General features: G+C 71.0%; 11 protein-coding genes and 2 pseudogenes. 6 read left to right on the top strand and 7 right to left on the bottom strand.

The window, feature by feature from the left end; all coding sequences use genetic code 11:
• The 4 genes and pseudogenes from I5G_RS09990 to I5G_RS09975 form a co-directional block, all read right to left on the bottom strand.
• A pseudogene (locus I5G_RS09990) lies at positions 1 to 899 on the bottom strand (hypothetical protein); the annotation flags it as partial.
• Positions 900 to 935: 36 nt separating this feature from the next.
• Positions 936 to 2,234 carry a GNAT family N-acetyltransferase gene (locus tag I5G_RS09985; protein WP_022878931.1) on the bottom strand — a complete coding sequence of 433 codons (1,299 nt, stop codon included), beginning with the start codon at positions 2,232 to 2,234 and terminating at the stop codon, positions 936 to 938.
• 49 nt (positions 2,235 to 2,283) lie between these two features.
• Positions 2,284 to 2,526, bottom strand: coding sequence for a zf-HC2 domain-containing protein (locus I5G_RS09980; protein WP_022878930.1), 243 nt, complete (start codon positions 2,524 to 2,526; stop codon positions 2,284 to 2,286).
• Positions 2,523 to 3,128 carry a sigma-70 family RNA polymerase sigma factor gene (locus I5G_RS09975; RefSeq protein WP_022878929.1) on the bottom strand — a complete coding sequence of 202 codons (606 nt, stop codon included), beginning with the start codon at positions 3,126 to 3,128 and terminating at the stop codon, positions 2,523 to 2,525. The genes I5G_RS09980 and I5G_RS09975 overlap by 4 nt, the downstream gene beginning before the upstream one ends.
• A gap of 112 nt (positions 3,129 to 3,240) precedes the next feature.
• On the opposite strand from I5G_RS09975, the gene aroA reads away from it, so the two are divergent.
• Genes aroA through bcp form a run of 3 tightly spaced genes read left to right on the top strand, consistent with a single transcriptional unit; the run spans position 3,241 to position 6,122 of the window.
• On the top strand, positions 3,241 to 4,584 hold the full coding sequence (gene aroA, locus I5G_RS09970) for a 3-phosphoshikimate 1-carboxyvinyltransferase (protein WP_022878928.1): 1,344 nt from the start codon (positions 3,241 to 3,243) through the stop codon (positions 4,582 to 4,584).
• Positions 4,585 to 4,587: 3 nt separating this feature from the next.
• Positions 4,588 to 5,652, top strand: a complete 1,065-nt coding sequence (gene rsgA / locus I5G_RS09965) for a ribosome small subunit-dependent GTPase A (protein WP_022878927.1) — start codon at positions 4,588 to 4,590, stop codon at positions 5,650 to 5,652.
• A complete protein-coding gene (gene bcp / locus I5G_RS09960) occupies positions 5,649 to 6,122 on the top strand; it encodes a thioredoxin-dependent thiol peroxidase (RefSeq protein ID WP_022878926.1) in 474 nt (157 codons plus the stop codon). Before rsgA ends, bcp begins: the two co-directional genes overlap by 4 nt.
• Before the next feature lie 163 nt (positions 6,123 to 6,285).
• Here the strand turns inward: bcp and I5G_RS09955 are convergent, their stop codons facing one another.
• Positions 6,286 to 6,666 carry a hypothetical protein gene (locus tag I5G_RS09955; RefSeq protein ID WP_022878925.1) on the bottom strand — a complete coding sequence of 127 codons (381 nt, stop codon included), beginning with the start codon at positions 6,664 to 6,666 and terminating at the stop codon, positions 6,286 to 6,288.
• A gap of 217 nt (positions 6,667 to 6,883) precedes the next feature.
• Here I5G_RS09955 and I5G_RS09950 point away from each other — a divergent pair, with 217 nt between their 5' ends.
• Positions 6,884 to 7,132 (top strand): WhiB family transcriptional regulator, encoded by a 249-nt coding sequence (locus I5G_RS09950; RefSeq protein WP_013583608.1) that lies wholly within the window; start codon positions 6,884 to 6,886, stop codon positions 7,130 to 7,132.
• A gap of 360 nt (positions 7,133 to 7,492) precedes the next feature.
• Here I5G_RS09950 and I5G_RS09940 read toward each other — a convergent pair whose 3' ends face one another.
• Entirely contained in the window at positions 7,493 to 8,989 is a 1,497-nt protein-coding gene (locus tag I5G_RS09940) for a sensor histidine kinase (protein ID WP_022878923.1), read from the bottom strand.
• A gap of 107 nt (positions 8,990 to 9,096) precedes the next feature.
• On the opposite strand from I5G_RS09940, the gene I5G_RS09935 reads away from it, so the two are divergent.
• Positions 9,097 to 9,378, top strand: a complete 282-nt coding sequence (locus I5G_RS09935) for a helix-turn-helix domain-containing protein (protein ID WP_022878922.1) — start codon at positions 9,097 to 9,099, stop codon at positions 9,376 to 9,378.
• Between the two features lie 130 nt (positions 9,379 to 9,508).
• Positions 9,509 to 9,937 (top strand): Rv3235 family protein, encoded by a 429-nt coding sequence (locus I5G_RS21740; protein ID WP_022878921.1) that lies wholly within the window; start codon positions 9,509 to 9,511, stop codon positions 9,935 to 9,937.
• Between the two features lie 6 nt (positions 9,938 to 9,943).
• Here I5G_RS21740 and I5G_RS21735 read toward each other — a convergent pair.
• A pseudogene (locus tag I5G_RS21735) lies at positions 9,944 to 11,169 on the bottom strand (pyridoxal phosphate-dependent aminotransferase).
• Positions 11,170 to 11,174: the final 5 nt, after the last annotated feature.

Here is an 11,174-nt window from a genome sequence, read left to right as displayed (position 1 = left end):
CCGAGCCCCCGCGTCATCAGCAGCGCCACCTGCTCGTCGCACACCGACGAGGACATCCGGCCGCACCGCGACAGCAGTTCGTCGTCGTACTGGATGTAGGCATCCACGACCAGCGAGAGCGGGCCTCGACCGCCGCCGCTGATGAGGGCGACCAACGGGCCGCTCCCCACGACGGCGACGACGAGCGCGAGCAGCGTCCGCGTCTCGCGGGTGGAGCTGCGATGCCAGGCGCGCCTCTCCCGCCCGCGCGCGAGGATCTCGCCCGCGACGAGACCGATCAGCGCGGCGCTGAGGCGGTACCAGGAGTCCGCGTCGCCGGCGTAGAGCGCGAAGAGAGCGAGGGCAGCGAAGCCGACGAGGCGGACACGGCGGCGCCACAGCGTCGACGCGAAGGCCGAGGCCGCCATCACGACGCCCGCGATCGGAGTCGTCGGGTCGAGGACGGGCACTTCGGCGGCGATCACGGGGCGCAAGTCGGTCACCGCCCACGCCGCTGCGTGCAGCCCGATCCCGGCGAGAAGACCCGACAAGCCGAGCACGGCGAGGAGGAACGCGGTCCGCCGCGATCCCAGCAGCCGTTCCGCATAGGCGAGCACGGTGACCGCCAATGCGGCCGACACCACCGCGTCGATGGTCGAGTCCGGGATGACGAGCGCGGTGAGGAGAGTCCACCACCGCCCCGCCCCGAACGTCGCGAGGGGGCCCGCGCCCCAGACCGACGCGTCCTCGCCCCAGAGCGACCCGACGAGGGCGGCGGAGGTCAGGATGATCACGACGAAGGCGAACGACACCGGATGGGTTCGGACGTACCGCCCCGCAGCCCTGAGGAACGCACCCGACCGCTCCCGGGTACGCCGACCGCGCCGTGGAGCGGCGGGCGGGGCAGGGGCGTCGGACATCGGAGGGATGTTACTCGGGGACTCTATGGGCGATTCTCAGTACCAGATGTCGAGGAGCGGCGTCGCCGCGGGGGCGAACGCCCCGTCGATCGCGGCCAGATCCTCCCCCGCTCCGCGCACGAGACCGGCGGTCGCGAGTTCGGTGGCCCGGACACCCCCGAGCAGGAGCGACGACAGCGAGCCGACCGGCATCCACACGTCCGGCTCAGCGGCCGCACGCTCGACCGAGGCCTCTCCGTCGGCACCGATGCGGATCCGCCACGCTCCGTCGGCGAAGCCCAGGGCGTCCTCGACGCCGATCACCAGGTCGAGCGGGCCGGAATAGGCCCGGGATGCCAACGCTCCGGGCACGTCGAGAATGCGGAGCCAATGATGGTCGGTCAGGGTCGCCGTGACCGCGCGCCGATCGGAGACCATCCACTGCACGGGTGGGACGGGCGGCTGCAGTTCGGCCGTCACCTTGCCGACGAGGTCGTGCTCCAGCGCGAAACGCCACAGCGCGGCGAGTGCCTCGTCTCCGTCAGCGAAGAGCGCGCGCACCTGGAGCTCGTGCTCGGTGTATTCCTCGCGCTCGGCGATCGTGTACACGAGGATGCCGCGCTCGACCCCCGCGGTGTCGGTGTAGGCCACGGCCCGGATGTTCTTGGCATCCTTCGCATCCGGCGTGAGCCCGGCCACGCCGCGCCAGCGGCCCTCCCATCCGGGGACGGCACCCGGCCGACGGACGCGCACACGCTCGTGCACGGCGCTGAGCCGCTCGGGCAGGCTCTCCCGCGAGACGAAATCGAGGCGACCGGGAGCGGTCGGACCGGTCCAGCGCGCCCGGCGCGTGTCGACGACGACGTGGGAAGCCCACGCGGCGGGCGAAAATCCCCACCGCCCGTAGATCGTGGCCTCGGTCACCGTCAGGCCCGCGAGCGCGTAGCCGGCAGCGGCGGCCGCGCGCAGCTCGCCCGTCAGCATCGCGGTCGCAATACCGCGCCGGCGGTGCGTCGGTGCCACGGTGACGGCACTGATCGACCAGAGCGGAAGGGTGCGCTCCGGCGACACGGTCAGCTCACTGATCCACGAGTCGACGGTTGCCACCGGTGCGTCCGGCGCGACGCCGGCCCGGTCGAACACGCCCGTCAGACGGCGCGAACGCAGCGCGCGGCGCGCGCTCTCCACCTCGTCGGCGGACGGTTCCTCGCCGAGGAACCCGCGCGAGACCGACCGCAAGAAGGGCTCGAAGCCGGCGGAGTCGGGGTCGACCACGGCGTACTCGAGGCCCGAGCGGGCCAGCGCCGCCGAGGATTCGGCATCCAGGGGAATGGTCGGGTGCTGCGAGGTGGACATCACCCCAGCCTACGGACCACCCCGTCCTCCGCGCGGGGAGATTGCGCGGTCAGTGCGCGGCTTGCAGCGACCGCAGTCGCGCCAGCACCTGGTCGCGCAGCTCGTCGGGAGCCGTCTCCTTGCACGCGCGGGCCACGACCTCGGTCAGGGTCCGCGCCACGAGAGCTTCGTTCTGGCATTCGGGGCACTTCTCGAGGTGCTCGCGGATGTCGTTGTGCTCCGTCTTGCACACCTCGTTGCGGAGGTACTCCTCCAGATCGCGCCGTGCCTTGTCGCAGCCGCAGTCGCTCATTTCTTCACTCCCGTCGCGGCCTGGATGCCGCGCTCCTTCGCGTAATCCGACAGCAGGTCACGCAGCAACCGCCTGCCGCGGTGCAGGCGGCTCATGACCGTGCCGATCGGGGTCTTCATGATGTCGGCGATCTCCTGGTAGGCGAAGCCCTCGACGTCCGCGAGGTATACCGCCAGCCGGAAATCTTCGGGGATCGACTGCAGCGCGTCCTTGACGATGGACGCGGGCATGTGGTCGATCGCTTCGGCCTCGGCCGAACGGGCACTCGTGGCCGTCGTCGACTCGGCGCCACCGAGCTGCCAGTCCTCGAGGTCGTCGATGGCGCTCTGGTACGGCTCGCGCTGCTTCTTGCGGTACGTGTTGATGTACGTGTTCGTCAGGATGCGGTAGAGCCACGCCTTGAGGTTGGTGCCCTGCGTGAAGCTCGACCAGGAGCCGAAGGCCTTCACGAAGGTCTCCTGCACGAGGTCGGCCGCGTCGGCCGGGTTCCGGGTCATGCGCATGGCCGCCGCGTACAGCTGATCCATGAAGGGCAGTGCCTGCTCTTCGAACTGTGCGCGGGGCTCCGCCTCGAGCGGACCCGTGGGTGCCTTGTCGTCCATTGACGGCAAGTCTACGTCGGGCGTGTCTTCGGCCCACCTCAGGGCTGAACCCAGAGCCGGACGTTCGAGAAGTGCGGTCACGTGTCATCCCCTTTCAGTAGGGTAGAAACCGATGAGCGACCACGGGTATTCCCCCCTTTCCCCGACCGCCGCGCCGCGCGGTGAGTGGCGTGCGCCCGTCGCCGACGGCGGGGTGGATGCCACGGTCACGGTGCCCGGGTCGAAGTCGCTGACCAACCGAGAACTCGTCCTGGCGGCCCTGGCCGACGGACCGGGCGTGCTCCACGCGCCGCTCCACTCCGACGACTCGGCGCGCATGATCGACGCGCTCCGCACGCTCGGCGTCGGGATCGAGGAGATCGACGAGGGATCCCCGTTCGGACCCGACCTGCGCGTGACCCCGCCCTCGAGCTTCACGGGAGGTACGACCGTCGATTGCGGTCAGGCCGGCACCGTGATGCGTTTCGTCACTCCGGTCGCCGGTCTCGCGCGCGGCGACGTGTACGTCACGGCCCACGAGAGCGCCCTGCACCGCCCGATGGGCGCCATGGTGTCCGCGCTGCGCGACGTCGGCGTCGACATCGACGCGGGCGGCGGGTGGACACTCCCCTTCACCGTTCGCGGCCACGGGCACGTGCGCGGCGGTGAGGTCGAGATCGACGCGAGCCAGTCGAGCCAGTTCGTCTCGGGGCTCCTCCTCAGCGCTCCCCGCTTCGACGTCGGACTGCACCTGCGCCACGTCGGCTCGCGGCTCCCCAGCGTTCCGCACATCGACATGACGGTCGAGGCCCTCGCGCACCGCGGCGTCCACGTCGAGCATCCCGCGGTCGGCGAGTGGATCGTGCCGGCCGGCCCGATCCGCGCGAAGGACGTCGCGATCGAACCCGATCTGTCCAACGCCGCCCCGTTCCTGGCCGCGGCGATGGTCACCGGCGGATCCGTCTCGGTGACGGGGTGGCCCGCGCACAGCACCCAGCCCGGAGCGCTGCTCCCCGAGATCCTCGGCGAGATGGGCGCGCACGTGCACCGGCGCGGCGGCACGTTGACGGTCACGGCGGGTGGTGGCATCCAGGGTGCCGAACTCGACCTCTCGGCCGCGGGGGAATTGGCCCCGACGATCTTCGGCCTGGCCGCCTTCGCCGATGGCCCGACCACGCTGCACGGCATCGGCCACATCCGCGGGCACGAGACCGACCGCATCGCCGCCCTCGTCGGAAACCTCCGCGGGATCGGCGGCGAGGCGCACGAGCTCGAGGACGGCATCCGGATCGTCCCCGCGCCGCTGCGCGGCGGCGAGTGGAAAGCGCACCACGACCACCGCATGGCCACGACCGGCGCGCTCATCGGTCTGCGTGTTCCCGGCATCGTCATCGACGACATCGGCACGACCGCGAAGACCCTGCCGCAGTTCGCGGCCCTCTGGCGAACGATGCTGGGCACGGATGCCTCGGACTGACGCGTGAGCTGGCTCGACGACGCAGCCGATGACGACGACGACCTCGAATTCGACGAGTCGTCGGTCCGGGTCCGCCCGAACCCGAAGGCGAACCGCCCCCGCACCAAGCGCCGCCCGGCCCACGCCGACGCGCAGATCGCCCGGGTGCTGGGCGTCGACCGCGGCCGGTACACGGTCCTCGTCGACGAGGACGGCCCCGACGAGCGGCGCGTCCTGGCGACCCGCGCGCGGGAACTGCGCAAGCAGCCGATCGTCAACGGCGACCGGGCGCGCGTGGTCGGCGATCTCTCCGGCGCCGAGGGCACGCTCGGCCGCATCGTCGGCATCGAGGAGCGGACGTCCCTCCTGCGGCGCAGCGCTGACGACACCGATCAGGTCGAGCGCGTCATCGTCGCCAACGCCGACCAGATGCTCATCGTCGTGGCCGCGGCCGACCCCGAACCGCGCGAACGCCTCGTCGACCGCTATCTCGTCGCGGCGCTGGATGCCGGCATCCGCCCGATGCTCGTCGTGACCAAGACCGATCTGTCGAATCCGAGCGAGTTCCTCTCCCACTTCGAGGGCGTCGATCTGCGCGTGTTCACGAGCGGGCGGGAGGACATGCCGCTCGAGCGGATCGGCGAAGCCCTCGCGGGCCACTCGACGGTGTTCGTCGGCCACTCCGGCGTCGGGAAGTCGACGCTCGTGAACGCCCTGACGGGATCCGAGCGCGCCACCGGCCACGTCAACGAGGTCACCGGCCGCGGTCGTCACACCTCGTCGTCGGCGGTCTCGCTGCGCTACCGCGGCACGGCCGGATCCGGGTGGGTCATCGACACCCCCGGCGTCCGGTCCTTCGGGCTGGGGCACGTCGACCCCGCCAACGTCCTCGCCGCGTTCACCGACCTCGCGGAGGTCGCCGAGGAATGCCCCCGCGGCTGCACCCACCTCCCGGACGCGCCGGACTGCGCGATCATCGAGGCCGTGGCATCCGGTCGCCTCGGCCCGGGGGCAGCGGCCCGCCTCGATTCGCTGCAGCGACTTCTCACGACGTTCCGGTCCATCGAGCGTTCTAGGCTGGAGGGGTGACGACCCTCGAAGCCGGCCAGGCCGCTCCCGATTTCACCCTGCTCGACCAGGACGAGCATCCCGTCTCACTCGGCGACTTCCGCGGTCGCCGCGTGATCGTGTACTTCTACCCCGCGGCGCAGACGCCCGGCTGCACGACGCAGGCCTGCGACTTCCGCGACAGCCTCGCCTCGCTCCAGGGCGCCGGATACACCGTCCTCGGCGTCTCGCGCGACACCCCCGAGAAGCTGCGCGCGTTCCGCGACAGCGACGGCCTGACGTTCCCGCTGCTGAGCGACCCCGACCACGCCGTGCACGAGGCGTATGGCGCGTGGGGCGAGAAGCAGAACTACGGCAAGACGATCACCGGCGTGCTGCGCTCGACCTTCGTGATCGACGAAGAGGGCCGCATCGTCGAGGCGCAGTACAACGTCAAGGCCACCGGCCACGTCGCGCGCCTGCGCAAGACGCTCGGCCTCGCCACCGCCTGACCCGGTCCGCGGTCGGCCACGCCGTGGTCGACGCCGCGCGGCGTCATTGTCGGGTTTGGGGCGCATCCGTCGTTCCGGGGCGCAGATTTCACGCCCCGGAACGAGGAACGCGCCCCGAATCGGCGACCTCGCCGATGGATGCCAAAGCCCGGCGCGCGGTTCGTCAGGCGTCGTCGCGGCGCCGCGGCGCAGCCGCCCGCACGGCGAGGACAAGCAGGGCGAAGCCGACGAGCGCGGGTACCGCGATGAGCAGGGCCACACCGGGCGAGGCCCACTCCCCCGTCAGCGCGCCGATCGCGACCGACAGGATCAGCAGCTGCGTCACGATTCCCCCCGACCGGCCGGTCGAGACGTCGCGCGCGGTTGCCACGGCGAAGGCGCCGATCGCCGCGGCGCCGATGACGGTGAGCACGATCAGCGCGAGCGAGCTGACCACCGAGTCGGTGTCGCCCCCGATGAGCGCCACGACCTGCCACCCGGCGAGCGCCAGCACGCCGATCGCTTCGAGCCCGAGGACGAGCGCGGCCAGAAGACGAACCGGCATGACCCGCGATCCTTCCCGACGAGTGTTTCCCCAGCGTTGCAACCTGGAAACCTGCCGGTTACCTCTTGATCGGCCGGAAGCGCTGTGGGAGCATGGGAAAAGCCGTGTGCTCCCACAGCGACGTGGGGCGAGCAATCGCTCGCGTATCCCACCAGGGTACCGGACCCGAACCCCGGTGCCCGCCATCAGAAATTTTTCCGCAACAAGGAGCACCCCTATGGATTGGCGCGACAAAGCAGCCTGCCTGACCGTCGACCCCGAACTGTTCTTCCCCGTCGGCAACACCGGCCCCGCGGTCGACCAGATCGAGAAGGCCAAGTCGGTCTGCGCGCGCTGCACCGTCACCGAGGTCTGCCTGCAGTACGCCCTCGAGTCCGGCCAGGACTCGGGCGTGTGGGGCGGCCTCTCCGAGGACGAGCGCCGCGCGCTCAAGCGCCGCGCCGCACGCGCCCGCCGCGCCTCCTGACCCCACGTCGCCGAGAAGCCCACCCCTCCGGGGGTGGGCTTCTTCCGTTTCCGTGCCCGTTCACGCTCGCCCCGTGATCCGCGCAGGGTCGGTGATCCACGCCGGGTCGGTGATCCGCGCCGGGTCCGTGATCCGCGCCGGCTCAGCGCGAAGCGGCAGCGAGCGGCTGAGGTTGCGCGGATCGCTGAGGTTGCGCCGGCCGCGGCTCCGGCGCTGCGCGCGGCGCAACGTCAGTCATCCGCCCAGAATCAGCCCGCACGTGCGGAAGGCTACTGAGGTTGCGCGGATCGCTGAGGTCGCGCCGGTCGCTGAGATTGCGCCGGTCGCGGAGGTCGCGCCGATCACCGACGCAGCGCGGGGTCAGGCGTTCGCGCGGTCGATGTACCGCAGGGGGATCTCGATGGTCACCTCGGTGCCGTTTCCCATGAGCGTGTGCCAGTCGATGGTGCCGCCGAGCTCGCCCTGGATCAGGGTGCGCACGATCTGCGTCCCGAGGCCGCGGCCCACCTGCCCCTCGGGCAGCCCCACCCCGGTGTCGCGCACGCGCACCTCGAGCATCTCGTCGCCGCGCTCGGCGGAGATCTCGACGTCGCCCTCCTGCCCCGCGAGGCCGTGCTCGACGGCGTTGGTCACGAGCTCGGTGAGCGCCAGCGCGAGGGGCGTCGCGTACTCGCTCGGGAGCGTGCCGAACCGCCCCGTGCTGCGGGTCCGCGCGCGGGTGTTGGGCGCGGCCGCGACCTCCGCGACGAGCTTGAGCACGCGGGCGAACACGTCGTCGAAGTCAACGTTCTGCGCGAGGCCCTCCGACAGGGTGTCGTGGACGACCGCGATCGCCGACACGCGCCGCATGGCCTGGGTCAAGGCATCCCGGGCTTCGTCCGAGTGCGTCCGCCGCGCCTGGATGCGAAGGAGGGATGCCACGGTCTGGAGGTTGTTCTTGACGCGATGGTGGATCTCGCGGATCGTCGCGTCCTTGGTGATGAGCTCCTGCTCCTGGTGCCGGATCTCGGTCACGTCGCGGCTCAGCACGATCGCGCCGATGCGCGTGCCGCGGTCGCGGAGCGGGATCGTGCGCAGGGACACCTGCACGCCGCGCGCCTCGATGTCGGCGCGCCACGGGGCACGGCCGGTGACGACGATCGGCAGGGACTCGTCGACGTCCTGACGCTTGGCGGGGAGGATGCGCTCGGTGACCTCGGCGAGGGACTCCCCCTCGAGCTCGTCGTCGAACCCCATGCGGTTGAACGCCGAGAGCGCGTTGGGGCTGGCGAACGTCGTGATGCCATCGACATCGAGGCGGATGAGGCCGTCCGATGCGCGCGGGGCGCCGCGACGGGGCGAGGTCGGCGCCTTGAGGTCGGGGAACTCGCCCGAGGCGATCATGCCGAACAGGTCGTCGGCGCAATCGTTGAAGGTGATCTGCTGCCGCGAGGGCGTGCGGGTCTCGCCGAGATTGGTGTGGCGGGTGAGGACACCCACCGTGGTCACGGGGTGCCCCTCGCGCGAGAGTTCGCGGACGATCGGCACCGCCCGCACGCGCGTCGGCGTCTCCTCGAACCAGTCCGGGGATGCCGAGTCCACGATGCGTCCGCTCTGGAACGCCTCGCGCACCTGGGTGCGCCACTGCGGACGCACGCGATCACCGACGATGTCGCGGTAGAACAGGGTCGCCGCTCCCCCGGGTCGGGTGTGCGCCACGGCGACGAACGAGTCGTCGGGCGTGGGCACCCAGATCACGATGTCGGCGAACGCGAGGTCGGCGAGAAGCTGGCCGTCACCGGCGAGTCGGTGCAGCCACTCGACGTCGGCTTCGCTGGAGCGGCCCTGGGCGTAGACGAGTTCGCTGAGTGTCGACACCCTCTCACCCTAAGCCGCGCGGGGCGTCGCGCCGGGCCGGTTGGCGTGGCGGGTGAAGTACGAGGGTGAAATGGTCGCCCCGGCAACTCGGGGGACATAATGATCGCGTGCCCGAGGTGCCGTCACCCCCTGACCGGTTCGCGTCCCCGGAATCCGTCGCCCGGATGCTGGGGATCGAGGTACCGGGCGTGCTTTCGCTGGTGGGTGAGGGACGCATCCGAGGGGTGCGCGTCGGGCCTGGGCAGGAGTGGCGCATCGAGCTCGACAGCGTCGAGGATTATCTCGACGACCAGGCGGAAACCGTCCGCCGCACCGCACTCTGGGAGCAGTCGCAGGCCGCCAGCTTCCCGGAATTGTGGGGTCACGGCGACGTGCGGCACCCCGACTGACCACCGCCCGCGTTTCACCCGCGACTCGCGCGAGCTGCGCGCTTCCGCACGGTTGGTTTCACCGGTCGCCTCCGTCCTACCGTCGTGCCACTGTCCCCGGCACCACGAGACACGGAAGTTTCCCCCCGCTATGCCTGCTCCCCTCCCCCGTGGTTCGGCGTCCCGAACCACCGTTCGATCCGACGCCTTCTTCGCGCCCCAGCGCACCTCGTCGGACGAGCTTCCCTCCGCAGAAGTCTTCATCCGCAACGTCGTGCGCGGGGTGCTCGAGGTCTTCGCCGGGGTTCGCGAGGCCGAGCAGCTCGCGCGATGGACCACCGAGGACGTCTATCGGGCGATCGTGGTCCGCGCCGGTCTGGCCGCGCGGGCACGGAGCGCGCGACGCATGGCGGCACCGCGGGACGTGCACGAGATCCGCTCGGTGCACCTCTTCTCGCCCGTGGACGGCGTCTTTGAGGCCACGGTGATCGCCTCGGCGCGCACGAGAACACGGGCGATCGCCCTCCGCATCGAGGGGCTCGACGGTCGCTGGCGCGTCACCGCCCTCGCGCTGCTCTGACCGCGCTCAAGGCCGCCAGGACGCGAGGAAGTTGCCCAGACGCTCGATCGCATCCGAGATCACCCGAGCCTCGGGGAGCGTGACGATGCGCACGTGGTCGGTCGCCGGCCAGTTGAAGCCCGACCCCTGCACGAGCAGCACGTGCTCGGCGACGAGGAAGTCGCGCACGAACGCCGCGTCGTCGGGGATCTCGTACACCTCGGGATCGAAGCGGGGGAACGCGTACAACGCACCCCGCGGCAGCACGCACGAGACGCCGGGGATCGCCTCGAGGCCCTTCCACGCGGCATCCCGCTGCTCGTGCAGCCGCCCGGACGGCGCGATGAGTCCGTTGATGGACTGCACCCCCGACAGCGCCGCCTGCACCGCGAACTGCGCCGGCACGTTGGGGCACAGACGCGTGGATGCCAGGAGGTTGATGCCCTGCAGGAACCCCTCGGCGTGGTCCTGCGGCCCGGTGATGACGAGCCACCCCGACCGGTACCCCGCGACGCGGTACGTCTTCGACAGGCCGTTGAAGGTCAGGCAGAGCAGATCCGGGGCCACGGTCGCCATCGGGATGTGCACGGCGTCGTCGAACAGGATGCGGTCGTAGATCTCGTCCGACAGCAGCAGCAATGAGTGCTCGCGGGCGATGTCGGCGATGCCCTCGAGGATCTCGCGCGAGTAGACCGCACCCGTCGGGTTGTTCGGGTTGATCACGACGATCGCCTTGGTGCGCGGGGTGACCTTGGACCGGATGTCCTCGAGGTCGGGCTGCCACTCGCGCGACTCGTCGCACAGGTAGTGCACGGGGGTGCCGCCGCCGAGGCTCGTCATCGCCGTCCACAGCGGGTAGTCGGGCGCCGGGATCAGCACCTCGTCCCCCTCGTCGAGGAGGGCCTGCATCGTCATCGTGATCAGCTCGGACACCCCGTTGCCGAGGTACACGTGGTCGGGGTCGACGTGCGGGAAGCCGGGCTCCTGCTCGTATCGCGACACGATCGCGCGACGGGCGGACAGGATGCCACGGCTGTCGCTGTAGCCGTGCGCGTGCGGCACCGACGCGATCATGTCGCGCACGATCTGGTGCGGTGCCTCGAAGCCGAAGATCGCCGGGTTGCCGGTGTTCAGCTTGAGGATCGAGTGCCCCTCGGCTCGAGTCGATCGGCCTCGACGAGGGGCTTCCCGCGGATCTCGTAGAGGACATCCTTCAGCTTCGACGACTGATCGAGGGGGCGCAGCGGGCTCATCAGGT

This window comes from Microbacterium sp. B19 (genome assembly GCF_000333395.1).
Classification (GTDB): Bacteria; Actinomycetota; Actinomycetes; order Actinomycetales; family Microbacteriaceae; genus Microbacterium.
Note: the sequence above shows the minus strand (reverse complement) of the source record. Positions and strands in the feature narration are given on the sequence as shown.

What these genes read in the sequence shown, in the direction of transcription:
- I5G_RS09985 (WP_022878931.1), bottom strand. Translation starts at nt 2,234, where the DNA reads ATGTCCACCTCGCAGCACCCGACCATTCCCCTGGATGCCGAATCCTCG.
- I5G_RS09980 (WP_022878930.1), bottom strand. Translation starts at nt 2,526, where the DNA reads ATGAGCGACTGCGGCTGCGACAAGGCACGGCGCGATCTGGAGGAGTAC.
- I5G_RS09975 (WP_022878929.1), bottom strand. Translation starts at nt 3,128, where the DNA reads ATGGACGACAAGGCACCCACGGGTCCGCTCGAGGCGGAGCCCCGCGCA.
- aroA (WP_022878928.1), top strand. Translation starts at nt 3,241, where the DNA reads ATGAGCGACCACGGGTATTCCCCCCTTTCCCCGACCGCCGCGCCGCGC.
- I5G_RS09955 (WP_022878925.1), bottom strand. Translation starts at nt 6,666, where the DNA reads ATGCCGGTTCGTCTTCTGGCCGCGCTCGTCCTCGGGCTCGAAGCGATC.
- I5G_RS09950 (WP_013583608.1), top strand. Translation starts at nt 6,884, where the DNA reads ATGGATTGGCGCGACAAAGCAGCCTGCCTGACCGTCGACCCCGAACTG.
- I5G_RS21740 (WP_022878921.1), top strand. Translation starts at nt 9,509, where the DNA reads ATGCCTGCTCCCCTCCCCCGTGGTTCGGCGTCCCGAACCACCGTTCGA.